Origin of the sequence: Marinobacter sp. S0848L (assembly GCF_023016065.1) — a bacterium.
In the GTDB taxonomy this organism is placed as follows: Bacteria; Pseudomonadota; Gammaproteobacteria; order Pseudomonadales; family Oleiphilaceae; genus Marinobacter.
Window position 1 is genome coordinate 262,500 of the sequence record NZ_JALKAQ010000003.1, and the last position, 25,981, is coordinate 288,480.

22 protein-coding genes are annotated in these 25,981 nt (G+C 56.8%); 13 read left to right on the forward strand and 9 right to left on the reverse strand.

The annotated features are described in order from the left end of the window. Position 1 precedes the first annotated feature (1 nt). Genes MWU64_RS15415 through argA form a run of 5 tightly spaced genes read left to right on the forward strand, consistent with a single transcriptional unit; the run spans position 2 to position 7,389 of the window. Complete coding sequence (locus MWU64_RS15415; protein ID WP_281496269.1) at positions 2 to 2,635, forward strand: phosphomannomutase/phosphoglucomutase; 2,634 nt, start codon at positions 2 to 4, stop codon at positions 2,633 to 2,635. A gap of 39 nt (positions 2,636 to 2,674) precedes the next feature. Further along, positions 2,675 to 3,571: an acetylglutamate kinase gene (gene argB / locus MWU64_RS06275; RefSeq protein WP_199005820.1), complete on the forward strand. Its 897-nt coding sequence runs from the start codon at positions 2,675 to 2,677 to the stop codon at positions 3,569 to 3,571. A 23-nt stretch (positions 3,572 to 3,594) separates the two neighbouring features. Beyond that, positions 3,595 to 4,839, forward strand: coding sequence for an acetylornithine deacetylase (locus tag MWU64_RS06280; RefSeq protein ID WP_247062619.1), 1,245 nt, complete (start codon positions 3,595 to 3,597; stop codon positions 4,837 to 4,839). 20 nt (positions 4,840 to 4,859) lie between these two features. Next, complete coding sequence (gene argE / locus MWU64_RS06285; RefSeq protein WP_247062620.1) at positions 4,860 to 6,032, forward strand: acetylornithine deacetylase; 1,173 nt, start codon at positions 4,860 to 4,862, stop codon at positions 6,030 to 6,032. Positions 6,033 to 6,081: 49 nt separating this feature from the next. Beyond that, complete coding sequence (gene argA, locus MWU64_RS06290; RefSeq protein WP_247062621.1) at positions 6,082 to 7,389, forward strand: amino-acid N-acetyltransferase; 1,308 nt, start codon at positions 6,082 to 6,084, stop codon at positions 7,387 to 7,389. On the opposite strand, the gene MWU64_RS06295 is transcribed toward argA, so the two are convergent. Next, complete coding sequence (locus MWU64_RS06295; protein ID WP_348645549.1) at positions 7,363 to 8,367, reverse strand: aminopeptidase; 1,005 nt, start codon at positions 8,365 to 8,367, stop codon at positions 7,363 to 7,365. The two genes, argA and MWU64_RS06295, sit on opposite strands and share 27 nt — an antisense overlap. A 256-nt stretch (positions 8,368 to 8,623) precedes the next feature. Here MWU64_RS06295 and MWU64_RS06300 point away from each other — a divergent pair, with 256 nt between their 5' ends. Continuing rightward, positions 8,624 to 12,364, forward strand: a complete 3,741-nt coding sequence (locus tag MWU64_RS06300) for a DUF1631 family protein (RefSeq protein ID WP_247062623.1) — start codon at positions 8,624 to 8,626, stop codon at positions 12,362 to 12,364. A 21-nt stretch (positions 12,365 to 12,385) separates the two neighbouring features. Continuing rightward, positions 12,386 to 13,252 (forward strand): phosphoribulokinase, encoded by an 867-nt coding sequence (locus MWU64_RS06305; protein WP_247062625.1) that lies wholly within the window; start codon positions 12,386 to 12,388, stop codon positions 13,250 to 13,252. Positions 13,253 to 13,285: 33 nt separating this feature from the next. Here MWU64_RS06305 and speD read toward each other — a convergent pair whose 3' ends face one another. Together speD and MWU64_RS06315 are read right to left on the reverse strand one after the other, a co-directional pair. Beyond that, on the reverse strand, positions 13,286 to 14,077 hold the full coding sequence (gene speD / locus MWU64_RS06310) for an adenosylmethionine decarboxylase (RefSeq protein ID WP_247062627.1): 792 nt from the start codon (positions 14,075 to 14,077) through the stop codon (positions 13,286 to 13,288). Positions 14,078 to 14,112: 35 nt separating this feature from the next. Continuing rightward, a complete protein-coding gene (locus MWU64_RS06315; RefSeq protein WP_247062629.1) occupies positions 14,113 to 14,535 on the reverse strand; it encodes an OsmC family protein in 423 nt (140 codons plus the stop codon). Positions 14,536 to 14,742: 207 nt separating this feature from the next. On the opposite strand from MWU64_RS06315, the gene crp reads away from it, so the two are divergent. Next, positions 14,743 to 15,384 (forward strand): cAMP-activated global transcriptional regulator CRP, encoded by a 642-nt coding sequence (gene crp / locus MWU64_RS06320; protein ID WP_114335439.1) that lies wholly within the window; start codon positions 14,743 to 14,745, stop codon positions 15,382 to 15,384. A gap of 55 nt (positions 15,385 to 15,439) precedes the next feature. Here crp and modC read toward each other — a convergent pair whose 3' ends face one another. The 6 genes from modC to MWU64_RS06350 form a co-directional block, all read right to left on the reverse strand. Continuing rightward, a complete protein-coding gene (gene modC, locus MWU64_RS06325; RefSeq protein ID WP_247062631.1) occupies positions 15,440 to 16,522 on the reverse strand; it encodes a molybdenum ABC transporter ATP-binding protein in 1,083 nt (360 codons plus the stop codon). Beyond that, a complete protein-coding gene (modB, locus tag MWU64_RS06330) occupies positions 16,519 to 17,196 on the reverse strand; it encodes a molybdate ABC transporter permease subunit (protein WP_247062635.1) in 678 nt (225 codons plus the stop codon). The genes modC and modB overlap by 4 nt, the downstream gene beginning before the upstream one ends. 15 nt (positions 17,197 to 17,211) lie before the next feature. Next, positions 17,212 to 18,018, reverse strand: a complete 807-nt coding sequence (gene modA, locus MWU64_RS06335; protein WP_247062636.1) for a molybdate ABC transporter substrate-binding protein — start codon at positions 18,016 to 18,018, stop codon at positions 17,212 to 17,214. Further along, entirely contained in the window at positions 17,952 to 18,884 is a 933-nt protein-coding gene (locus MWU64_RS06340) for an alpha/beta hydrolase (protein WP_247062640.1), read from the reverse strand. The genes modA and MWU64_RS06340 overlap by 67 nt, the downstream gene beginning before the upstream one ends. Further along, the gene (locus MWU64_RS06345) at positions 18,850 to 19,824 is read right to left on the reverse strand and encodes a sterol desaturase family protein (protein WP_247062642.1); all 975 of its coding nucleotides are present in this window, start codon (positions 19,822 to 19,824) and stop codon (positions 18,850 to 18,852) included. Before MWU64_RS06345 ends, MWU64_RS06340 begins: the two co-directional genes overlap by 35 nt. 108 nt (positions 19,825 to 19,932) lie before the next feature. Next, a complete protein-coding gene (locus tag MWU64_RS06350) occupies positions 19,933 to 20,670 on the reverse strand; it encodes a glutathione S-transferase family protein (RefSeq protein ID WP_247062644.1) in 738 nt (245 codons plus the stop codon). Positions 20,671 to 20,843: 173 nt separating this feature from the next. On the opposite strand from MWU64_RS06350, the gene MWU64_RS06355 reads away from it, so the two are divergent. The 5 genes from MWU64_RS06355 to MWU64_RS06375 all read left to right on the forward strand — a co-directional run bounded on the left by MWU64_RS06355 (position 20,844) and on the right by MWU64_RS06375 (position 25,979). After that, positions 20,844 to 21,821 (forward strand): META domain-containing protein, encoded by a 978-nt coding sequence (locus MWU64_RS06355; protein ID WP_199005833.1) that lies wholly within the window; start codon positions 20,844 to 20,846, stop codon positions 21,819 to 21,821. Positions 21,822 to 21,839: 18 nt separating this feature from the next. Then, the gene (locus MWU64_RS06360; RefSeq protein ID WP_199005834.1) at positions 21,840 to 22,457 is read left to right on the forward strand and encodes a glutathione S-transferase family protein; all 618 of its coding nucleotides are present in this window, start codon (positions 21,840 to 21,842) and stop codon (positions 22,455 to 22,457) included. A gap of 39 nt (positions 22,458 to 22,496) precedes the next feature. Further along, positions 22,497 to 23,111: a DUF4202 domain-containing protein gene (locus tag MWU64_RS06365; RefSeq protein ID WP_247062645.1), complete on the forward strand. Its 615-nt coding sequence runs from the start codon at positions 22,497 to 22,499 to the stop codon at positions 23,109 to 23,111. 70 nt (positions 23,112 to 23,181) lie between these two features. After that, on the forward strand, positions 23,182 to 23,886 hold the full coding sequence (locus MWU64_RS06370; protein ID WP_247062646.1) for a response regulator transcription factor: 705 nt from the start codon (positions 23,182 to 23,184) through the stop codon (positions 23,884 to 23,886). A gap of 122 nt (positions 23,887 to 24,008) precedes the next feature. Further along, on the forward strand, positions 24,009 to 25,979 hold the full coding sequence (locus MWU64_RS06375) for a TonB-dependent receptor (RefSeq protein ID WP_247062647.1): 1,971 nt from the start codon (positions 24,009 to 24,011) through the stop codon (positions 25,977 to 25,979). Positions 25,980 to 25,981 lie beyond the last annotated feature (2 nt).

Sequence of the window (25,981 nt, forward strand, 5' to 3'; positions counted from 1 at the left end):
TATGAAATTCGGTAAGAAAAAGGCCAACGACGATGCCGCAAAAGAGCAGCCGGTAACGGACGCCCCGAAAGCCAAAGTAAACCGCAGCCGAGCGAGTAACGGTCTGAAAAAGCTCAGCTCAGTTGCGGCTTCTCAGGCCTTGGTGGTAGTTCTTGCCGGTGTGATCTCTGCGGCCTTACTGCATTTTCTGGTGTCGACCCCGGTTGCCACGAAAGATTTCGAACGCGCAGTAAACGTTGAAGCGAACAGCGCGCAACACCGTCTGAATCATTATTTGAAGGCTTTGCAGGGGCAGGTTCAGGCCGTGGCAAACCAGCAGTATGTGATTGATCGAGTGTCTGGCGAGTCTGATCTACGACCCCTGTCTCGCCAATTGTTGTCGGCGGTAAACGGCGCTGCTGAGGTGTTTGTCTTCCCGCGGCGGGGCATTCCCCGAACCGGAAATAGCGATAGCCTGCTTGGGTTTGCCGGGCTGGAGTTGGCTCAGCGGGCTGAGAACGGCCAGCCCATGTTGCCCGACGCGTTTCCCCGGGACAACCAGTGGTATCTGCAATTTGCAGCACCGGTCAGAAGCTCTGTCAGCAAGGCGGTCATAGGCACAGTTTTGGTGGTGTTCAAGGCGGACCATTTGGCGCCTCTGCTGCAAGTGACAAACGAAACGATTGGCGGTCGTCTGGCACTGGTGCAGACGGCGGCTGGCAGCAAACGCCCGGTAATCAGTGTCGGCAGTGGCAATGGAGCGGAAGTGTCACGCAGCCTGATGAACCCGGACTGGGATGTGGTGTATCAGCCCGGTAAAACCCCGGCGCCTCCCGTAAGCACCGTGCTGTTAGCGCTCTTGGTCCTTATTCCTGTTCTGGTGGCAGCGGCCGTCGTGTGGCTATTGCTGGGTAAAGCGCAGCGAAGCGTACGCGAAGATGTCAGTGCCATGACCCAGTGGGCTTATAAAGTGTTCAGTGGCGAACGCCACAAACTTCCCGGTACGCAGTGGGACATGGTCGCATCGACCGGCGAAGTGTTGTCCCGGGTGTCGCAGGTGGTCGAAAAGCGGGTATCACAGGCGAAAAACACGGCAGCTCCGAAAGCCGCTGCTGCGCCCGCATCGACGAAGGGCGAGAAAGACGAACCTTTGTTCGACAGCGACAGTACCCTGGGCATGGACATGCTCGACGGCGACGATGATGTGTTGGGGCTGGGCAGTTCCGATGCGCCCTTGTTTGATGAAGACATTCCGGACGTGCTTGAAAACACCGTGCCGGACATTCAGGTCGAAGCCGAGATCTTCCGGGCCTACGATATTCGCGGCATCGTTGGCGAAACTTTGTCAGCAGGCATTGTGGAAATTATCGGCCAGGCGATCGGCTCGGAGGCAACCGAGCGGGGTGTGGCGTCGCTGTGCATTGGCTACGACGGTCGCCATTCCAGCCCGGAATTGGCGGATGCCCTGGCAAAAGGTGTCATGTCGGCCGGTTGTAACGTGATTCGCGTGGGGGCTGTGCCCACTCCGGTGCTGTACTTCGCCACTCACCACCTGAATACAGGGTCGGGTGTCATGGTGACCGGGAGCCATAACCCGGCCAACTATAATGGACTGAAAATCATGTTGGGGGGTGAAACCCTCTCCGGCGATGCCATTCAGAAGCTGTATCAGCGTATCCAGACCGGGGATTTCACCTCCGGGCAGGGTGAGCAGGCCGAGGAAGATGTCCGCCGGGCATACCTGGATCGCATTGTCGGTGATATTGCCGTGGCCGCTCCCCTTAAAGTCGTGGTGGATGCCGGCAACGGGATTGCGGGTGAGCTTGCGCCTATTCTGGTTGAAGAGTTGGGTTGTGAAGTGGTGCCTCTGTTCTGTGACATTGATGGTGATTTCCCGAACCACCACCCGGACCCCGGTCAGCCTGATAACCTGCAACATCTGATTGCGAAAGTACAGGAAGTCGGTGCCGACATCGGCATCGCCTTCGATGGCGATGGGGACCGTCTGGGCGTGGTCACCAACAAAGGCAAAATCATCTGGCCAGACCGGCTGATGATGTTATTCGCCCGAGACGTGGTATCGCGCAACCCCGGGGCCGATGTGTTGTACGATGTGAAGTGCAGCCGCCGTTTGGCCGGGGTGATTTCCGAAGCCGGTGGCCGGCCCGTTATGTGGAAAACCGGTCATTCCCTGATGAAGGCCAAGATGAAGGAAACCGGGGCATTACTGGCCGGTGAACTCAGCGGCCACGTGTTCTTTGGCGAGCGTTGGTACGGCTTTGACGACGGCCTGTATTCAGCCGCCCGGCTGCTGGAAATACTGGGCATCGAAGACCGCCACAGTGACGAAGTATTTGAAGATTTTCCTGAAGACATCAGCACCCCGGAGCTGAATGTCGAAGTGACGGAAAGCGATAAATTCGCGATCATTGAGCGTTTGGGCGAACAGGGTGATTTCGGTGATGGCAACGTCAGCACCATCGATGGCATCCGCGTGGATTACCCCGACGGTTGGGGCCTGTGCCGGGCCTCCAATACCACGCCTGTACTGGTGCTGCGCTTTGAAGCAGAAACCGAAGAGGCGCTGGAGCGGATCAAGACCGTGTTCCGGGAACAGCTGCAGAAGGTTGCTCCGGATCTGGGAGCAAATTTCTGACATTAACCATTCTCTGACAGTAAGGATCAACTCATCATCATGGCGCTGAATCGTGAAACAGCCATGCAGGTCGCTTCGGTACTGAGCCGTGGCCTGCCTTATATCCAACGGTTTACCGGCAAAACGGTGGTCATCAAGTACGGCGGCAACGCCATGGAAAATGAAGACTTGAAAAGCAGCTTTGCCCGCGATGTCGTGCTGATGAAGCTGGTAGGTATCAACCCGATCGTTGTTCATGGTGGCGGGCCGCAGATTGGCGGGCTGCTTGAGCGCTTGAATATCCAATCCCGTTTCGTTAACGGCATGCGGGTGACCGATGCCGAAACCATGGACGTGGTGGAAATGGTATTGGGCGGTCAGGTCAACAAAGAGATCGTGTCGCTGATTAATGCTCAGGGCGGCACGGCCATCGGCCTGACTGGTAAAGATGCGAATCTGATCCGCGCCCGCAAGCTGGAAGTGGTAGACCGGTCACCGGAGCTTGAACGCCCCGAAATCATCGACATTGGCCATGTCGGCGAAGTTGCCAGTGTGAACGTGAATGTCATTGATATGCTGACGCGAAGTGATGTAATTCCGGTCATCGCTCCCATCGGTGTAGGGCCGGACGGCGCCTCATACAACATCAACGCGGATCTGGTGGCAGGTAAAGTCGCCGAAGCCATGAAGGCCGAAAAGCTGATGCTGCTGACCAACGTGGCCGGCCTGAAGAGCAAAGACGACAAAGTCCTCACTGGCCTTACCGCACAGCAGGTCAGCGAACTGATCGAAGATGGCACCATTCATGGCGGCATGCTGCCGAAGATCCGCTGTGCCTTAAGTGCCGTGGAAAACGGCGTGCGTACGTCGCACATTATCGATGGCCGAGTCGCTAACGCCTGCTTACTGGAAATCTTTACCGACGAAGGTGTCGGTACTCTGATTTCCCGTAACTGATCTGACTGATCCGGAGCCATGGGATGAAGCGTCTACTGTCTGTTCTGGTTGTATTCAGTCTGCTCGCTTTTGCTGGATACAAAGCGGGTGTCTGGTGGCTGGCGGATCAACGGTTGGCGGAAGCGCGAACAGAGTTGTCGAGCGTCGGTGTTCTCGAGCGGGGCCAAATCAGCTCAGCTCTGGACGGGCGCCTGCTTCTGAAAGGTGCGAGCTGGCTCGATTTCCGGTTGACCCAGCCCTTAACCATGGGCGTGGTGGAGTTGGACGCGCGATCACCGATTGAATTGGTGACCGGCTTGGCGAATCCCGAAGCCGAAACCGATGACTGGTCCTTAGTGATCGAACAGGCCCGCATGATTCTGGAACCGACCATGTTCCGTAACTGGGTCACCGAAGACGTGAACGAGTCGGTCAGCGCCCCGCCGCTGATTGCGTTGGCCTGTGCGCCGGACCCCAGACAACATCTGGGCAGCGGAGACCTGAAGCGTATGGGCATTGATTCGATTGGTGGCGATTTCCGGCTGACACAAAGCCGGGACGGCCTGACGGCTGAACTTAATACCTCCGCGGTAGGCAGTCTCGAACTGAACTGGCCGGGTGCGCGTTTGCAGGTTTCCCGAACCGGCATCGACGTAACCGGTCAGGAACAGATGGCCGAAGCTACCTTTCGAGATGGCGGGTTGATGCGGCGCATTTCCGCGTATTGCTCCCGGGAAACTGGCCTGACCGTCAATGAGTGGAGCGTGAAAGCCGCTAAAGCACTGGCGCGTGGGGTGGAAGCGCGGGGCTATAAGGCGAGTGAACAGTTGATTGCACTGTATCGACAGTGGCTGACCGAAGGCGGAGAGCTTCAGTTCAGTGTCAACCCGGGCAGTGAGACATTCGGAGTACCAGTGCGGGCCGAAGAAAGGCCTGAAGCTGTTTGGCAGGTGAAATATAACGGTGCGCAGGTGCCGGACGTATATCTCTCCCGAATACAGCCAACGGAACCGGATGTGGTTCCCGAAGCCTATGAACCGGTCACTCATCCGGAAACATCGCGCCGGCCCCAGTGGTTTGCAGAGCCTGTGGAAAACGCCAGTGCGTGGCAGGGGCAAAGGGTACGGGTCACGCTTTCGAACGGTAAATCCGTTGAGGGCAGGCTGGTCAGTGTTGGTGAGCGGGAGTTGGAAGTGGCCCACCTGATTGCCGGCGGCGAAGTGGCGTACCCTATGTTGATTCGCGCCGTTGCGCGCTTCGAAGTCTGGCGGAGGGGCCGGGCAAACTGATCTAAAGCCGGGAGGCAGGCATGGTTCAAAGTACGGATACGACAAGCCGGGTGCCGGGCGTTCACGACATGTTGGCACGGCTGATATCCTTGCCTTCCATCAGCAGTGCATCGCCGGATTGGGATCACAGCAATGAAGCCGTCGTGCGAACGCTGGCCGAGTGGCTGGAAGCGCTGGGTTTCGCGATCGAAATTCTGGAAGTGCCGGGCATGCCCGGCAAGTACAACCTGATCGCCACTTTGGGCAGTGGCCCGGGTGGCTTGGTGTTGTCGGGCCATACCGACACCGTGCCCTACGACGATAAACGCTGGCAAACCGACCCCTTTACCCTGACCGAGAAAGATGGCCGCTGGTACGGTCTGGGTACCTGCGATATGAAAGGTTTCTTTGCTCTGGCCATCGAAGCCGCCAAACGTTTCATCGACCAACCGTTGCAACAGCCGTTGATTATTCTGGCAACAGCAGACGAAGAAAGCTCGATGAATGGTGCCCGGGCTCTGGCCGAGGCGGGTAAGCCCCAAGCGCGCTATGCGGTGATTGGCGAGCCCACCGGTTTGCGGCCTGTGCGGATGCACAAGGGCATCATGATGGAACGGCTGAAATTCCAAGGGCAGTCGGGCCATTCTTCCAATCCGGATCTGGGCCGCAATGCATTGGAAGGCATGCACGAAGCCATGACCGAGTTGTTGGCCTTGCGAGCCGATTGGCAGCAGCGATACCAGAATCCGAATTTTGCGCTACAGGTGCCCACCCTGAATCTGGGTTGTATCCACGGCGGCGATAACCCGAACCGTATCTGCGCCCAGTGCGAACTGCACTTTGACTTGCGCCCGTTGCCGGGTATGAACATGGAAACCCTGCGCCAAGCCATTCTGAGCCGCATTCAGCCATTGGCCGAGCGCCGCCAACTCAGCCTGACGTTTGAACCGCTGTTCGATGGCGTACCGCCGTTCGAGACCCCGGCGGATGCCGGTCTGGTGAAAGCCTGTGAAGCGCTGACCGGCCATAAGGCCCACGCCGTTGCCTTCGCCACAGAAGCACCCTGGTTGCAAAAGCTGGGGCTGGAAACTCTGGTGATGGGGCCGGGCTCCATTGATCAGGCCCACCAGCCCGATGAGTTTCTGGAGTTATCGCAGTTGCAGCCGACCATAGAGGTTCTGAGCGGGCTGATAAAACGGTATTGTTTGTCATAGAGAGCGAGTCAGTAACACCGGCTGCGAAGAATTGAAAAGGGAGACTGGATTGAAATCAAACGACTGGCTGCATGGGTTTCGCCACTCATCTCCGTACATCAATGCCCATCGGGGCCGTACCGTCGTGTTGACCATGCCCGGGGATGCCATTGAGCACCGGAACTTCATCAACATCATTCATGACATTGCGTTGCTCAGCAGCCTGGGTGTGCGCTTGGTTGTGGCATTTGGTGGCCGTCCGCAAATTCAGTCGCGCCTCGAAGACGCCGGTCTCGAAACCACCTTTGAGCGAGGCCTGCGTGTCACACCGGACGATCACCTGCCGCTCGTCATGGAAGCCATCGGTGGCTTGCGTGCCTATCTGGAAAGCCAGTTATCGATGGGGCTGGTGAATTCCCCCATGCACAACGCCAGAATCCGGGTCAGCAGCGGCAACTACGTCACTGCGAAGCCGGTGGGCGTGCTGGATGGTATCGATTTTGGCTATACCGGCCGGGTGCGCCGAATTGACGCCCCCGGCATCGAGAGGTTGCTTGAGCAAGACCACATCGTATTGTTGCCGCCCATGGGGTATTCGCCCACAGGAGACGCTTTTAATCTGTCGTACGAAGACGTAGGCAGCCAGGTGGCCGCCGCGTTAAAGGCTGAAAAACTGATTGTCTTTATCGACGACGAAGGCTTGCTGGATGAAGACGGCTCGCTGATCCGGGAACTGGGCGCCCATCAGGCAACCGAGCGGCTGAACGCCAATAACGTTACCGGTCACGACGCGGTGCTTCTTAAAGCCGCCTGCGATGCTTGTGTCAAAGGTGTACGCCGGGCCCACATAATCAGCTACGCCGAAGACGGCGCGTTGCTCGAAGAATTGTTCACGAGGGACGGTTCCGGCACCTTGGTCAGTGGTGACCATTACGAACAGATTCGCCCGGCCCGGGTAGAAGACATCGGCGGGATTCTGGAGTTGATCCAGCCGCTGGAAGAGCAGGGTATCCTGGTACGACGCTCCCGTGAGATGCTGGAAACCGAAGTAGGCCGCTTTGTAGTCGCCGAGCGAGATGGCACCGTGGTGGGCTGTGCGGCCCTGTACCATTACCCGGAAGAGGCAGCCGGTGAATTGTCCTGCTTCGCGGTGGATCCCTCCTACCGGCGCGCAGGGCGCGGCGACGACATCCTCATGATGATCGAAAAACAGGCACGGGGGCAGGGCATTGAAAAACTGTTCGTGCTGACCACCCAAACCGAACACTGGTTCCGGGAACGAGGATTTCAGCCAACCGCGGTTGAAAACCTGCCCGGCCCCAAATTGGCTACCTATAACCCGCTTCGCAAATCAAAGGTGTTCGTGAAACCGCTTTGATAGCGCTTTGAGGGTGTCCTCACGCGCGGTTTGCGGTTGCTCGGCCAGCCGCGAAACCGCCTCGTAAAACCGTTCGAAATCGAAGTCGACGTCTTTCAGCAACTGCCGAAAAGCCGGAACATGCTGGTTGTATTGCTGAAACAGGGCCAGTTTGGCGTTGTTCAGCTGTACCGGAGCGGCACCTAAAGGGCCGGGCCCGGGGTAATGGGCTGCCAAGGCGGCATACTGGCTTGCCAGATCATCCAGTATTTGTTGCTTCCGCTGCCGCAACTGCTCGTGACTCAGAGTACTTTGCTGCTCGTACAGCCGCTGTAACGTCTCACTGGTGTCGCGAACCAGTTCCAGCGTCCGGTTGCGGTGTTCCAGCCGCAGCAGAGCTCGTTCGAATACCTCCGGCTGGCCTTCGCGTTTTAACCACAAGCGCAAGCCTTCCAGCTCGACGGCGGTGGCGAAACTTTCATTGAATGCCGTATCCCCGCTCAGATAGACCACCCGGTGGGCCAACTCATGAAACATCAGAGCAATCATCCGGTCTTCGGACAGGTTGGTGAACCCCGTATGCAGCGGATCATCAAACCAGCCAAGCGTGGAGTAAGCCGTGACCGCGCCAATGAACGTATCGTAGCCTTGGTTGTCGAAGTGCTTTTGAGCCTCCTTTGCCATCGCCAGCTTGAAATAACCCCGGTAGGCCTGGCACCCGACAAACGGATAACACCACTGATTCGGCGTCAGGGAAAACTCGGGCACGGCCACCAGATTGACCACCACCCAAGGGTGCTCAAGTGCCACAAAGTTGGAAAACGCACCGCCAACAGGGAGTTTGAGCGTGTGCTTTGCAAAGGTACGTGCCGACTGTGCGGACGACAAAGCCCGAGACAGCGCAGGTGGGGTGTCGGGTTGCTGGAGAACATCCGCTACCGGTTCACTGCGCATCATTAACGAAACATGGCCGGAAATAGCCTGGGTGTAATAAGCCATTGATGAGCAGCCCGGAAGTACCGCTAACAGTAGCAATATGAGATATACCTGACTAAGCTGTTTCATGAATCATTGTGTTACGGTGAAGTGGACGCTCGCATTCGATATTTTGTCATTGTACGGGCAGAGTTGTAGGCTATTTCCTCAACCACTTTAGCCGATTTTTTTGTGGGTGGTACGTTCCACCTGAACAGGGACATATACCGGGCGGCCAACACCCGGTGGCGGAGCCGGCTTAACAACCGGTTATTAATTGATGGATCCGAGAGAACGTCGCAGTAGCCCCAGACAGCCAATCAAACTCGCGGCCCAAATCGATGTGGGTAGCGGTGAGTCATTACCTTGCCAAATCGCGGACTTCTGCGCCGAAGGCCTGTACATACGTTATTCCGGCCAGACCTCCCTCAAATTGGGCCGTGTGTTTGAGCGGTCGGAGCCGAAAGACGTGGTTGTGCGCTTTCGGGGGCTGGACAGCAACATTCACCATGAGCTGCACGTGCGCCCGGCACGCCGAATTGAACGTGCTATGGGGGTTTCCTTTGTCCGCTCGAACCCGGAGGCCATCGACGCGCTAATACGGCTCTGTGGCAGTAGCGACAATCAAAGCCGGTCGTCACTGCAAGCGCCCAGCGATAGAGTTCAGTTTGTCCTGCATCAATGTGCCCGCGCCATCACCCAGTTCATTGAACCCTTGATGGATGCCTGTTTTGTAAACACTGTAGATGCTTTGAAAGCGGCCGCTCAGAAAGCGTCAAGCGATCAGCTGGCCAACGAATACATGGATGCGTCGGGGCAGATCGAAAGCCGCCAGCGCATCTTGTGGCACCACATGGCCCGCAGCCTGGAGTCGCCCTTAAAGCCGGAACAAAAAGGCGCTCCTGGAGCGCTGTTGTCCGTTGTCGATAAGGACGAATTTGAAGATTGGCTGGCGGTTAAAGTCATGGTCACCCGGGCGGATACCTTGTACCGGGGCGACCTGCTCGAACTCAAGCTGCGACTGGACCACTTGGGGATCTCCAACCGGACCGGTCACCATAACCCCTTGGGGCCGGCGCTGGTTTGCGAAGCTTTCCATCATGCTTTGGTGCAGCTGAAGGTGAGCCGCGATGTGGAAAAGGTATGCTTGAAGGTCTTCGAACAAGCTGTGATTCGTCAGCTGGCCCCGCTGTATCGTGAGCTGAACAACATTCTGGTCCGGCACGGAGTGCTGCCAGACCTCGATCTGACCAAATACCTCAGTGAACAAGCCGCCGAGCGGGCTACGCCCAAAACACCAGAGTTTACTCCGACGAGCAAAGATGAGGCCGAGGCGCCAAAGCCCTCGCCAGCGCGGCCAGAAGACAAAGTCGAATCGAAGGCCTCGGGTGAGTTCCGGGGGTACGCCAGGTACGCGCAGAACGCCTTTGCAACGGTTCGAAACCTTTTATCATCCTTGAAGCTGAGCCGCTCAGCGGAGGATGTTCCGGCATCCGAATCCTTCGAGCCCAGCGCGCGCCCGTTGACCAGCCGTGAGCTTAGCCAGGAGCTGCAAGAGCTGCAGATACAGGCGGCGGATCTGAACGAACCCGATGTTCCGTTGAAGGAACGGGTTGTAGCGAAGTTGAAAAGCAGCATTGAAAATGCGCGCCTGAACGAAGACAGCGAAGACGCACTGGATGTGGTGGACCGATTCTTTCGCAGTGTGACCGAAAGCCCCAAACTCAGCCGTTTCGCTCAAGACAAAATGCGCCAACTGCAAGTGCCGGTGCTGAAAGTCGTGATGCGGGATCCCGGTTTTTTTGATGACCACGCCAGCCCGGTCCGCAGTGTGATGAACCGGCTGGCCCAGATTGGTGTGAAGGGCGCTCGCCCGAACCCCGTGGTGCAACGAAAAGTTGACGAATTGGTGCAGCGCATAGCCACCGACTTCGATCAGGACACCGTGATTTTCGACGAAGCGGTTGAGGAACTCGACACCTTGATCGAACGGCAGAACCTGGCCTACCGCCGCAATGTCGAGCGGGTGACGGCGGCGGCTCAGGGTGCCCAGAAAGTGGCCGAATCCAAAGCCGCCGTGGCGGCAGCGCTGGAGGCAAAACTGGGTGGCCGAAAAGTACCGAAGGCCGTTGTCAGCCTGCTGGATGGCGGTTGGCGTGATCTTCTGTCTTTGACTTGGATACGGCAGGGCGAAGAAGGGCAGTTGTGGCAGGATTATCTGGCCGTTATTGATTCGTTGATGGCCTACGCCGAAAGCCCCGGCAACAGCAGCAATTTGCCGGAACTTCTGCGCCTGATCCAAGACGGTTTGGCCTCCATTTCCAGCAACCGAACACCGTCGTCCCAGATACGGGATGAGCTGAAACAGCTGATGGTCCGGCAACCCGGTGAGTCTCTTGATCTGGTGGAAATGCCGAGGGCCAAGCCTGACAAACCCGCCCAGTCAGATGCGGACGAGCGGGAAATGAAAAGCCTTCAGCGATGGATCAACCGTGCCCACCAGCTGCAGGTCGGAGACTGGTTTAAAGATCAGAGTAAATCGGATGACCCGCATTACATCCGGCTGGTTTGGGTGGCAGAGAACTTCTCGCGCTTTGTGTTTGTGAATCATCAGGGCATGCGCGTGGTCGAATTAGACGCGACCTCATTGGCGCGAAAAATGCGAGAAGGTGCCCTGATACTGGACAGCCAGTACGAAAAGCCGTTGGTGGATGAAAGCATTGATCGCATGGTGCGGAATGTATACGACCAGCTGTCCTGGGTTTCGACCCACGATGAATTGACCCATTTGCTGAACCGTCGTGAATTCGAGCGATTGCTGGAGCAGCACCTCGCCGACCATGACGGCACCTGTACGTTGCTGCATCTGGACCTGAAAGGTTTCCGCCTGCTGAGCGATGTAGCAGGGCACAAAGCCGCCGATGAAGCTCTGAAACAAGTGGCTGACATTGTGTGCAAACACGCGAAAGAAGGTATGCCCGTGTCACGGATTGACGGTACCGAATTTGCCATGCTGGCGCCGGATGATATGGCAGCGGCCTTGGCCCAGTCGCTGGTCGGCGCCGTCGAGTCGGCGGAATTCCGCTTTGATGACAAAGCGTATGAATTAAGCGTCAATGTTGGCATTGTGCCGACGGTTGCCGCAGTGACCTCAGCTGAACGCTGGCTGAGAACGTCGGAACAGGTGTTGTCGGCCGCCCGTCGCGGAGGCGCGGGGCAGGTGTCGGTTTACAGTGAAGATAGCGAAGATCAGGCGCGACAAGATCTGATTGCGGCTCGTGTTGCCAATCTGGGAGACCCGGCCGATGACCGGATGCTGTTACGGTGCCAGAAGATTATCCCGTTGCATTCGGAAACCCGAATGTCGGCCGCCCAGTATGAAATCCTGATCAGCATGTACGACGACAGTGGCGAGTTGGTTACCGGCCGCGACCTTGTTCGCATGGCGGAACGCTATGACCGAATGCAGGCGGTGGACCGTTGGGTTGTGGGCCATATGCTGGATTGGCTGCAGGAGAAAAAGCCCGATGCCCGAGACGTGGGCGGTATTTGTATTAACCTGTCAGGCCATTCGCTGAACGAGCAGGCTCTGCTGGAGTTTATTTACGAGAAACTCAGCCAGAAAGATGCCCCCATCGAACGCTTGTGGTTTGAGTTAACCGAAGCCTCGGCCATTCACGACGTGCAGGCCGTGGCCCGGTTTATCGGGGAAATGAAAGAGCTTGGGTGCCGCTTCTGTCTGGGTAACTTTGGCACTGGGCCGAATGCTTATGACTTCATGCGCTCACTGCCGATCGACCTGATCAAAATCGACAGTGCCTTTACCCATCAGCTGGCGACCAACGCCACGGATCAGGCCATGGTCAAATCGATGGTCGATATGGCTCATTTTATGGGTAGGGAAGTCGTGGCGACACAGGTTGAAACTCGTGAGGTTCTGGATAAGCTGACGCAGTTGGGTGTGGACTATGCTCAGGGCTTTGTTATCGAAAAACCTAAGCTGCTCAACAGTTTGATCTGACCCTCAGGAATTTTTCTTTTTATGTCTAAGCGCCACCCGATTATCGCGGTGACCGGCTCCTCCGGAGCGGGCACCAGTACCACCGGTCAGATTTTTGCCCGTTTGTTCGCCCGAGAAGACATCAATGCCGCGATGGTCAGTGGTGACAGCTTTCACCGCTATACCCGTGAACAGATGGCGCGGCTGGCCGCGAAAGGCCAGTTTGGTGAACGCAACCATTTCGCGCTTGCCGCCAACCACATCGACCGGCTTGAAGCCCTGATGTACGACTACAGCCACACGGGCAATGGTCGCTGCCGCCAGTATGTCCACGACGAAGACATTAACCTGATTGCCGCCGGCCATAAGCCGGGCACCTTCACGCCGTGGAGCTCTTTGCCCGCGGATACCGACTTACTGTTTTACGAAGGTTTGCACGGTGGAGTGGTCAGTGAAAACTTCAACCTGGTGCAGTATGTGGATTTGTTGATCGGTGTTGTGCCGATCGTGAACCTGGAATGGATTCAGAAGATCAATCGGGATACCAACAAGCGGGGTTACAGTCAGGAAGCGGTTGTGGAAACCATCATTAACCGCATGGACGACTACGTGAAAGACATAGTGCCGCAGTTCTCCCACACCCATATCAACTTTCAGCGTGTGCCGCTGGTGGATACATCCAACCCGTTTATCGCCCGGGAAGTGCCGAGCGAAGATGAAAGCATGATCGTGATCCACTTTCGTGAAGTGGCGGATGTGGATTTCAGCTGGTTGCTGCAGGCGATTCCCCAAAGCCGCTTGTCCCGGCACGACACGCTGGTGGTTCCCGGCCCGAAAATGCCGTTGGCGATGGACTTGATTGTGCGCCCCATGGTGCAGAGGCTGATGGCAGGCAAGGCGTTTGCCTGAGAGGCAGCTGAGCATAGCTGCCTCTCGAGGCGATTATTCCACGTTGCGGGAATAGAAAATTTCCAGCATCTCCCGGCGTAGCCGGTCTTCAATGGATTTGGCCTCGGCGGGGTCCAGCTCTTCTGCGTTGGTGCCAAACACGTAGTTATCCAGATTGAACTCTTTCAACATCATCTTCGTGTGGAACAGGTTCTCCTGATACACGTTCACGTCGATCATCTGATAGGCGTTCTGAGTGTCTTCGGTAAGGTAATTCTGAATCGAATTGATGTCGTGGTCGATGTAATGCTTGGTGCCATCAATGTCACGGGTAAAGCCCCGTACCCGGTAATCCACCGTCACCACGTCGGAATCGAAACTGTGAATCAGGTAGTTCAACACCTTCAGGGGTGAAATCAGGCCACAGGTGGACACGTCGATATCCGCCCGGAAGGTGCTCACGCCGTCGTGTGGGTGGCTTTCCGGATAGGTGTGCACCGTTACGTGGCTTTTGTCGAGGTGCGCCACGATCGTGTCTGGCAAGGGCCCCGGCGATTCGTCGTAGTTTTCTTCGCAGTCTTCTACGTCGTGCTCGGCAATCAACATGGTAACCGACGCACCGTGAGGTTCGTAATCCTGACGGGCGATGTTGAGAATGTTCGCGCCAATGATTTTTACAACGTCAGACAGAATCTGTGTCAGGCGCTCGGCGTTATACATCTCGTCGATGTAATCAATGTACGCTTCACGCTGCTCGTTGGTCTGCGCGTAACAGATGTCGTAGATGTTGAAGCTCAGGGATTTGGTCAGATTGTTAAAACCGTGCAGCTGGAGTTTTGGTTCCATGCTCAGCCCTTTGATAATAGGAAATGAAAAGTGAATTATTCGGCTTCTCGGATTTCGAAGCTATGACTAATCTCGACACCCGCTGAGCCTAGCATGATCGACGCCGAGCAATACTTGTCGGCAGACAGGCTCACAGCGCGTTCAACCTGCTTTTCTTTCAGGTTGCGACCAGTCACCACGAAATGCAGATGAATCTTCGTGAACACAGCCGGTACCGCATCGGCGCGCTCGGCTTCCAGTTCGGCGTGGCAGGCTGTTACGTCTTGCCGGCTTTTTTGCAGAATAGACATCACATCAAAGGAAGAACAACCGCCAACACCCATGAGCAACATTTCCATCGGGCGCGGCCCCAGGTTCTGCCCGCCGTGGTCGGGTGGCCCGTCCATCTGCACGCTGTGGCCAGTGCCGCTGGTGGCTTTGAAACTGACATCGCCGGTCCAGTCTACGGTTGCTTTCATTGAGGGTTCTCCATTGTTCGATCAGTGATGAGAACGGATGCTAGCACAGACTTTCGGAAACCCGTGCTTTTGCATTCGAGTTGCCCCGGGCCAGCCATCTTGTTATAAGTTGCGTGGCTAGTCAGAAAAACCCGTAACCTGCAGGGAAAAGCGGGGATATAACAAAGTTCAGGATCGGCATTACGCTGAGGAGGCACGTCTCGCATTATGGCTACTATCATCAAGCCGGTTGAGCAAAAAACTAAACATCTGGATTACTTTCTTTCCCAATGCCATCGCCGGCGTTATCCAGCCAAAAGTACCATCATTTATGCGGGCGATAAAAGTGACTCTCTCTTTTACATCGTTAAAGGGTCGGTAACCGTCATTATCGAAGACGACGATGGCCGCGAGATGATTATGGCCTACCTGAACACCGGTGACTTCTTCGGTGAGATGGGGCTGTTCGATAACATGGATTCGCGCAGTGCCTGGGTCAAAGCCAAAACCGAATGCGAAGTGGCGGAAATCAGCTACACCAAATTCCGTGAAATTGCCCAGCAAGATCCTCGGGTTCTTTATTTCATTGGCGAACAGATGGCTTCTCGTTTGCGCCAGACCACCCGCAAAGTAGGCGACCTGGCGTTTCTGGACGTGACCGGCCGGGTTGCGCGCACGTTGCTCGATTTGTGCAAAGAGCCCGATGCCATGACCCACCCGGATGGCATGCAGATCAAGATCACTCGTCAGGAAATCGGCCGCATTGTCGGTTGCTCCCGCGAGATGGTGGGCCGGGTACTGAAAACCTTGGAAGAGCAGGGGCTGGTTCAGGTGAAAGGGAAAACCATGGTGGTCTACGGCACTCGCTAACAGGCACCCTCAGAGCGTAAAAAACCGCTGCCTGGCAGCGGTTTTTTTGTGAACGCTAGTCAGCCAAAGCGACCGACTTGATCTGCAGCCACACGGGCAGCCCGGGAGAAAGCTGAAGCTGGTGTACCGAGCGGGAGGTCAAACGCGCTAAAAACGGAGTGTCCCCAACCAGCAGACGAACCAGACTGGTGCCCGGCATGACCTCTCTGGCGATGTGGTCAACCGTTGCCGGCAGCAGGTTCTGAATACTTTGGTTCCGCTGTTCCTGCAAAGCAATACTGACGTCCCGAGCTAACACCTGAACACGCACCGACATGCCAGCGTGGAGATGTTCGTGATGACGCAGCCACAGCTCACCGCCATCGAACGCTACTCGGCACAGTTGCCAACGGTCATCCACTTCCGCCACTTCACCATTGAGGATTACGCCAGCGTCTTCTTCCAGCCGGAATGGATGGTCTGTTCGCGCCAAGGTTTCCTGAAGCGGCCCTTGGGCCACCACACGTCCGTGTTCCATCATCACAATATGATCGGCCAGTCTCGCCACCTCAGCGGTGGAATGGGACACATAAAGCACCGGAATTTCGAGCGTGTCTCGCATGCGCTCAAGATATGGCAAGATGTCCAGTTTGCTTTGCTGGTCCAGCGCCGACAGCGGCTCGTCCATGAGCAGCAGGCGAGGGCTGGTCAGCAGGGCTCGCCCGATAGCCACACGCTGGCGCTCACCCCCGGAAAGCCCTGCTGGCATGCGCTTCAGCAGCGGCGACAGGCCGAGCCAGTCATAGACTTGTTCCGGGCTGATCTTGCGCTGTTCGGCCGGCACCCGGCGGTAGCCGTACAGCAGGTTTTTGCGAACCGACAAATGTGGAAACAGACTGGTGTCCTGAAATACATAGGCCAAAGGCCGCCGATGCACCGGCCAGCTGTTGTGGGCGGTTTGCCAGGGTTCACCCAATACCGACAGCTGCCCTTTGGTGGGCTGTAAACCCGCAATGCATCGCAACAGCGTGGTTTTGCCGCAGCCGGAGTGGCCAAAGATGGCGGTAATGCCCGAGCCGGGCAGATTGAGATCAACATCCAGGGCAAACTTGTCGAAGTGGCACTGAAACCGGGCCTGAATGCGGTCCGAATGGCTCATCGAACCACTCCCGGCTGAAAGCGCCCGTTCAGGCTGTACAGGGTGACGAGCACGACAAACGAAAATGCCAGCATGCCTGCAGAGAGCCAGTGTGCCTGCGTGTATTCCAGTGCCTCCACATGGTCGAAGATGGCCACCGATAACACTTTGGTTTCACCGGGAATGCTGCCACCGATCATCAGAATAACGCCGAATTCGCCAATGGTGTGGGCGAAACTCAGCACCGCAGCGGTCAGAAAGCCCGGCCGTGCTAACGGGATTGCGATGGACACAAAGCGATCCCAGGCCGAGGCGCGCAGCGTGGCGGCCGCTTCCAGCAGGTTCTCGTTCAAAGCCAGAAAGGCATTTTGTAAGGGTTGCACGGTAAAGGGTAGGGAGTAGATCACCGACGCCACCACCAAGCCTTCAAAGGTAAACGGCAACAGCCCCAAACCAAGGCTTTCGGTTAATTGGCCTATGGCCCCGTCCGGGCCCATCACAATCAGCAAATAAAAACCCAGTACGGTTGGCGGTAACACCAGCGGCAGCGCCACAATCGCGGCAACCGGTTGGCGAAGCCAGTGTTGCGTTCGAGCCAGCCACCACGCGATGGGCGTGCCGATCAACAGCAGCAACACCGTGGTGATGCCCGCCAGTTTTAATGTCAGCCAAACGGCCTGCCATTCCGGGCTCATGAAATCTCCGCCGGTTCAGTGAGTGGACTGTCGCGGAATATCGTACCCGTCTTCACGGATGATCGCCTGTGCTTTTGCGCCATTCAAAAATGCCATCCAGTCATGGGCCGCAGCGTTTCGGTGGCCCCGGTTAAGCAAAACCGCATGCTGGCTGATCGGCTTGTGCAGGGTTTTTGGCACCTGCCAGGCAGAGCCTTCCTCGTCGTTGTATGCGCGTACCTGGGCTTGCGCCACGAAGCCGGCGCGGGCATTGCCGGTGGCGATAAACTGAAAGGTTTGCGCGATGGAGTCGCCGCTGACCAGCTTCGGCGAGAGAGCGCCGGCGAGCCCGAGATTCTCCAGAACCTCGATCGCAGCAATGCCGTAGGGCGCTGTTTTGGGGTTGCCGATTGCCAGACGCTGAGGCTGGCTGTTCAGATATTCACGGCCGTCCCGGAACAGATTCGGGTCGCGGCTCCAAAGCACCAGCCGGCCCTCGGCATAGGGAATCTGCGAACCGGCCACTGCTAGGCCTTGGTCGGCCAGCAGTCGAGGGCGTTCGGCATCGGCTGCCATGAATGCATCGTAGGGTGCACCGTGCCGGATTTGCGCGTACAGCTTGCCTGTTGAGCCAAAGCTGGCGCGCACCTGATGCCCGGTTTCGTGCTCGAAAAGTGCGATCAGTTTCGCCATGGTGGCGGTAAAGTTAGCGGCCACGGCTACCGTGGCTTGTTCGGCCCGGGTTTGCCCGGTGGCCAACAACAGGCAGGCGGTGATCAGGCCGACAAAGGCTCGGCGCATGCGCTTTGAGCGGTAGGAATACACTGCAGCAGGTGTTGCCATACATCCTCGGCGTTGAGTTCGTTCAGCATCTCGTGGCGGCCGCCGTCAAAAAGCCGGAAGGTCACTTTCTGAATGCCGGCTTCGCGAATTGCTTGAAAATGCTGGCGGATACCTTTGCCCATTTCACCCACGGGGTCTTCGCTGCCGGAAAAAAGATGCACCGGTAAATCTTTGCGCCATCGCATCGGATTGATGGTGAGCATGCCGCCGAGGAAATCATGCCACAGTCCGGTGCTGCATTCGAATCCGCATAATGGGTCGGCCAGGTATTGATCCACTTGCCGCTCATCCCGGCTGAGCCAGTCGCATTCGGTGCGGTTAGGCCGGAACATGCGGTTGAACTTGCCAAAGGTCAGCTTGGCAATCAGTTTGCTCTGGTGGCGTTTGCCACAAACCCGCTTGATCAGCCCGATGAGCGAGCGCGAAGGAAGCAATTCTGCTTTGTTGATGCGGTTGGATGCACTCAGTATCAGCGCATCGAGGGCGGCCCCATGCTGCTGTGCATAACTCTGGGCAATAAACGAGCCCATGCTGTGGCCCAGCAAGCTCAGCGGCAGCTCAGGAAAGGTAGCTCGGGCATGAGCCACCACCAGCTCCAGATCACCGACCACCTTGGCCCAACCCTGAGAGTCGGCATAGTGGCCCAGATCATCCGGCTCGCAATCGGGGCCGTGGCCCCGGTGATGGTAGCTGATCACGGCAATCTGATGTTGCCCCAGCCACCGCACAAGCTCGCCATAGCGGTTGCCGTGCTCGGCCATGCCATGGCTGATGATCAGGCAGGCGCGGGGCACTTCAGGCTGGAACAGCGTGCCGGTAATTTGGTGGCCGTCAGCGGCGGTCAGGTTCAGAGGGTGCTGGTTCATAAACGTTAGCCGGTTCCTGTGTAACCGGGCGTTGCCACTCCGGCGGTTTCCACAAATGTTTTAAACGAGAGCTTAGACTGCCGGGTTTACCCATGTCGCGGAACATATCCACATATTCGTGGGTCCACAGTACCAGCAGATTGTTCGAATGTACTTGGCGGGGAATGCCGTAAGTCGGTGGCAGATCGTCAGTTTCCGGCACGAAACTGTTAAACAGACGATCCCAGATGATCAACACCCCGCCGTAGTTGCGATCGATGTACCGTTTGTTGCGCCCGTGGTGGGCACGATGATGGCTCGGAGTATTAAACACAAATTCCACGGCTGCCGGCAGGCGATGGATCAGCGTGGTGTGAATGAAGAACTGATACACCAGCGACAGCGCGTAGGCCACGCCAATCCATACCGGATTGAAGCCCAGCAACGCCATGGGCAAATAGAACGCCCAGTTGCCGTTGAAAATGTTGGTTGCACTCTGGCGCATGGCGGTGGAAAAGTTCAGGCGCTCGGAAGAATGGTGTACCACATGAGCGGCCCAGAACCAGCGAATTCGATGGCTGGAGCGGTGCATCCAGTAATAGCAGAAATCCACACCGATGAAGGTCAGTATCGCCGTAAAGGCATTCAGCTCGATGTCGAACAGACGGTAGTGGTAACACAGTGCATACACCGGAAAGGCAATAATCCCGGCAAACAGCAGCTCGGTGGTTTGATAGCCCGCGCCTAACATGAAGTTGCGGATCGCCTCAGGCACGTCCATCAGCTTCGGATCGTGGCGGATTTTCAGGTATTCCCAAACCGCCACGGCAATAAAGACCGGTGTGGCGACAACGAAAATCAGCTGCCGCTCATCCAATGCCAACCAAGGGGCCAGCGTCTCCCAAAGTGCAAGCAGGCCGCTGTTTTCAAGCACCGAGTGCATCATATCGATCAGAGCCATGACAAAACCCATGTTGGTTATTATTCAGGCTATATCATGGCACGTGCGCGGTTTTCTCCAATGTCCTATCGCGTCATTGTGAGTGGCGTTTTGCGACAGTGCTTTGTGTTATCGGTGCTTGCGATACATGGCCTCAACCGGCGCGATTATGTCGTGCCACTCCCCCAGTACCGCTTGAACCGGTCTCGGAATTTTCGCAGGCTTGGGCCAGGGCACCGGGTATTGCTCGGGCTGGAACAGCGGTGCCAGCAAGGCACCCGCAGTCAGATCCGCTCGTGAGAACTGGTCGCCGGCAAGATAAGACTGCGGGCCGTACACCTCGGCCAACTCGGTGAGCACCGCCTCGAGCGTTTGCTGAGCGGCATCGGCCGTGGCCTGGTTGATCTTCATCCACTTGCGCATGATGTCATCAACCCGGCTGAAAGCCAGGCTCAGCAGGATCTTGTTGTAAAACGGAGTGCCCGCGGCCAGCAGCGGAACCACCACTTTCGGGCGCTGCAGGAAATAATGGTAAACCCAGGTGCGGATCGCCGGGCCGGCCAGGTCGTCCAGTTTTTTTTCCCACGCCAGAGCTTCTTCGCGGGCTTCCGGGGCTTCGGGGGTCAGGGGCTGTTCGGGGAAGGTTTCATCAAGATAGTCCAGAATAGCGGACGAGCCTTGAACAATGCGCCCGTTGTGGTCCAGTACCGGCACCGACGACTCGGCTTTGGTCAGCTGTTTGATGGTTTTAACGTGTTGGCCGGGCAGCAAATTCACCGTCTGATAGTTGATGCCCTTGTAATCCAGTGCCCAGCGTATCTTTTCTGCGTAATGTGAAATGCAAAACTGATAGAGTTTAATGGCCATGAGAAGGTTTCCGTAAAATGTTTGGCCAAGATTACCCGTACTTTTAGCCAATTCCCATGGCCACAAAGGCAACCGCCGAGCCCGGCCAGCCAATTGCCTGGTTGGTCATGGTGAAAATCCGTGGGAATCACTAAACTAGCTTGCTACAGTCTGTCATGCCAGAGGATGTCTTTATGTTGTTACGTCGCGCCCTTTCTGTTTCTGCTGTCATCGCGGCAGGTCTAGCGGTATCAGCCTGTGCCACCAAACCCGAAGTAAAAAGCTTGTCAGACTACGGGGTATACCAGTGTGGTCAGCTGGATTTGAAGGTTGCCGGAGTTGAAGAAAGCGGGCTTCTGGGCATCGAATACCTGAACCGGCGTGTACTGCTGAAGCCGTCTCCGACCGACGAAGGCGCACTCTATGTTGCGCCGGGCGACACCCAGACCCGATTCTGGGCCAAGGGTGAGCGCGCAACTCTGACTCTGAAAGGCAATGCCCTGCCGGAATGCCTCGAGCCCGGTGCGATCGAATCTACCTTTAAGGCCATGGGCACAGAGCCCAACTGGTCGGCTGAAATCGAAAACAACCGAATGGATTTGACTCTGCCTTACGATGGCGAAGTTCTCGAAGGCGTATGGCTGCGTGAAACCGTTGCCAACCGCCACGGTCGAGTTTACGAAGGCAAGGTCGAAGAGCGCGAAATCGAAGTGTCGGTCGCTCACCAGTTGTGTGAGAACCCCATGTCCGGCGCCCAGTATCCGGCGCAGGTACGCCTGACGGTGGATGGCAATACCTTCGAAGGGTGCGGGGGTGATCGTGAACGGCTGTTTCAAGGCGCCGAATGGGTTGTGGACGATCTGGCCGGCGACGGCATCATTGACCGTTCCATGATGACCATCCGTTTCCATGATGAAAACCGAATCAGTGGCCGCGCTTCTTGTAACCGCTACATGGGCAGCTATTCTCTGACCGGTGAGAACCTGACGTTCGACCAGATGGGCAGCACCATGATGGCGTGCCACGATTCTTTGATGAACCAGGAGCGCAAGTTCCTGACCCTGATGTCTGAAGTGGTTTCCGGCCAGATTGGCCGTCACGGAGAACTGTTACTGAAAACGCAGTCCGGAGACACCATCAAGGCCTTCAAATCGGATATCGAAAACCCCTAAACCGAAGGTAACAACAATATGAAAATCTTCGAAACGAAAAGTGCACCGAATCCGCGCCGCGTCCGCATCTTCATGGCCGAGAAAGGCTTGCTGGATGAAGCCGAGTTTGTGCAGGTAGACATCGAAAAGGGTGAAAACCTGACCCCGGAATTTAAAGCCCGCAACCCGATGAAAAAAGTCCCGGTGATGGAGCTGGACGACGGCACATGCATCGCAGAAACCATGGCGATTTGCCGGTTCTTTGAAGAGAACTACCCCGATGCGCCGAAGTTGCTGGGTGATAACGCATTGGAGAAAGCCCAGATCGAGCAATGGCTGCGCTGGATCGACTTCTACTTCTTTATGCCTACCGGCATGTGTTTCCAGCACACCACCGGGTACTTCAAAGATCGTATGAACCCGATCAAGGAATGGGGTGAAGAGTGCGGGCAGGGTGTGGAAAAGTTTTTGCACTTCCTGAACAAGCACCTTGAAGGCAAGGAATATGTTTGCTGCGACAAATTTACCGCCGCCGACATTAATGCCTTCACCACCGTGGCCTTCGCCCGAGTGGTCAACATTCGCCCCACACCGGAGCAAACCAACCTGCAAGCCTGGTACGACCGCATCAAGGCACGGCCGTCTTCCCAGGCATAAGTGATCAGCGGCTGCATCCGCTTGTTATAAGGATTTGAAATGACGCAAAGCACCAAACTGACGCTGGCCCTCGAAGCCATTGATCGCGCGAACCGGGCCGATCCCAACAGGGAACAGGTTGAGGGCGAAAGCCTGCCCAAGGAATACGCCTACAGCCTGCACATGACGCGTTGGTTGTTTGCTCTGGAAGCAGAGCCGTCCGAGCGGATGCAGATCGCCTGCCGCGCTCAGCACATCGAGCGCTGGGCCATTCCCAGAAGCGATTTCGGCGAAGGCCGGAAGAATTACTACCAGTGGCGGCAGGCCTGCGGTCGCATGCACGGTCGGCGCGCGGCTGAAATCATGGCCGAGTGTGGTTATCCGCAGGAAGAGTGCGCGCGGGTAGAAACCATCCTCACCAAGCGGGAGTTGCGCAACGATCCGGACACCCAGTTGCTGGAAGACGTGGCCTGCATGGTGTTTTTGGAGCGCTACTTCGCTCAGTTCTACGAAGAAAATCCGGATTACGACAAAGACAAGTGGCTCACCATTGTTCGCCGTACCTGGGCCAAAATGACCCCGAGAGGCCACGAGGCTGCGCTGCAGCTGGCGGGCAATCTGCCGCCCCATCTGCTGGCCCTGCTGCAGGAAGCGCTGTCTGAAACGGGCGAATAATTACGACACTTGAGGCAGGTATTAGTGCTGAGTATGATATTCATTATCATTTGATATTGGATGTCAATAAATGGCCGAGCCTGCCAGCAACACCCCGAAAATTCTCATTGCTGAAGACGACCCGTACCTGAGTGAACAGCTGGCCAGCCAGCTGGTGTCCCGCGGGTATCGGGTGTTGCAAAGCCATCAAGGAGATCAGGCGTTGGTGGCGGCACTGGCGCAGCGGTTGGATATGATTCTTCTGGGCGTGCTTCTGCCCACCATGAACGGTTTTGAAGTGCTGAAGAGACTTCGAAAAACCTGCCAGACACCGGTCATGATGCTGACCAGCGATGGTTCCGAAGATGAGCGTATTCTGGGTTATCAACAGGGCGCGGACGACTGTTTGCCCAAACCGTTTAACTTCACGGAATTGTTTCTAAGAATTGAAGCCTTGCTGCGGCGCACCCGGGGTGCCCTGGACCACCGCGCCGAACCACCGACCCTCTCGGTGGGTGAACTGACGTTGGACCGCCAAACCCTGCAGGTTTTCTACCAGGAGCGCCCGGTCAGCCTGACTCCCATTCAGTTTCGATTGCTCTGGATTCTGGTGCTGCATCAACGAGAGCCCCTGAGCAAACCCTACCTCTACCAAGTTGTGCTTGAAAAAGAGTTCAGCCGATACGACCGCAGTCTGGATATGCACCTGAGCCGCATTCGCCGCAAGTTGATGGAGGCGGGCGTGGCGGGCGATCGGCTGCAAACAGTGCACGGCAAAGGCTATTGCTTCTTGTAAGCCGGATTGCGGCATTGGTTCACGACAAAATGTAACAAATGTAAAACCGGTTCCCTTAGCGACACAAGTTATCGAGAATGCATTCCAAATACGAATGGTTATCATAATGGAGTATGGTCGTTATGGCAGTTTCATCCCCGGTCGCACAACCTATACACTTTCGCCGCAGCGCGCTCTCGCTGGCGCTTTTAGCCGCTCCAATGGCCCACGCTGAACCCGTCACCCTGGACCCCATTCAGGTAACCGCCGAGCGCGTGGCCGATTCAGACGCAGTGGTAGACGCTCAAGCTCTTGAGCGGTACCAAGCCGACGATCTTGAGGATGTCTTTGCCGGTGAGCCGGAAGTGAGTGTGGGCGGTTCCGTGGGTGTGGCCCAAAAAGTTTACGTGCGCGGGTTTGAAGACCCGCTGTTGAACGTCAGCGTGGACGGGGCTACTCAGGCCGGCGTGTTGTTCCACCACACCGGTCGGATTGCGGTTGACCCGGATTTGCTGAAGCGTGTCGAAGTCGAAACCGGTGCCGGCAAAGCCACGGCGGGTGCGGGCGCGCTGGGCGGTGCCATCCGCTTCGTGACCAAAGATCCGGAAGATCTGTTGCGTGAGGGTGAGAACGTAGGTGCGCTGGTGAAACTGGGCTCCTTCTCGAACACCAAAGGATACAGCGTGAACTCCACGATATTTGGCCGCCTGAACGACCAGTGGAGCACTTTGGTATCCGTGAGCCAGAGCGACCACGAGCGCTATAAAGATGGCAACGGCGACGAAGTGCCGGGCACCGATGCGCGCCAGCAAATGGGCATGGCGAAATTGGTGGGGCATTTTGGCAACGGCCAAACCCTGCGCCTCAGCCACGAAGTGCGTACCGATGAAGGCGAGCGCCCGCAGCGCCCTCAGTGGGTTGTAAGTGGCTTCAACAAACTCTACGACCTGGACGGCCGCCGCGACACCACCACCCTGAACTACGCTGTCGCGCCGGAAGGTAATCCCTGGTTGGATGCTGAATTCACCCTGTACCAGAGCGAATCGGACATCGAGCAGAACGTAGAAGACCGCTGGGGGCGCTACTACGGTTTCAGCCGCAGCATTGGTGGTGATTTGCGCAACACCAGCCAGCTCGGCGATCACAGCCTGACTTACGGCGTTGACTACCGGGAAGATAAAATCAACGCCGGTGGCGAAACCGACAAGCGTGCCGAAGAAGAAACCGGCGATGTGCTTGGCGTGTATTTGCAGGCGGATCTGTGGCTCACGGAGCAATTGCTGCTCAGCACGGGGGCTCGTTACGATGATTACAACCTTCGTGACAACAACGACCAGAAATTCAGCGAAGACGCAGTGAGCCCGAACGCCAGTTTGGCCTGGCACGTACTGGAAGGCCTGACCTTGAAGGCAGGCTACGCAGAAGCGTTTCGCGGACCTATGCCGCACGATGCCTTCAAGATTGACCGTGGCCAGAACGATCCGGACCTGAAAGGCGAAAAGGCGAAGAACACGGAAGTCGGCTTCGATTACGTGTACCAGAACTTCAGCCTGTCGGCAGAGGTGTACCGGTCTGAAATCAAAGATGCGATTTCTGATCCGTTGGACCCACGCCCGGTTATCTACGAGAACATCGGCGATCTGGAATCCGACGGCTACCGAATTTCTGCAGGCTATCAGTGGAACGCCCTGAGCGCAGGCTTGAGCTTCCACAGCAACGATGCCGAAGTGGATGGCCAGCCCCTCACCGTGTATGAGCATAACCTGCTGGGTAACACCATCGGTGACACCTGGGTGGCCGACCTTGCGTACCGCTTGAACCGCAATCTGGAGTTTGGCTGGCAGGGGCAGTTCGTTCAGGGCATCGACAAACTGGAAACCTCAGTGGGCACGATCGAAAAGCCCGGCTACGGCGTGCACGACCTGTTCGTAAACTGGTTGCCCACCGGCAACGAAGATCTGCGTCTGACCCTGGCGGTTAAAAACGTGGGCGACAATCAATACCTGGATCATGCCAGCAACGCCGACTATGAGCATGTTGGCGGTTACGAAGGGGTCGTTGGTTTGCCCGCCCCGGGCCGCGATATCCGCCTTGGTCTGGCCATGCGTTTCTGAGG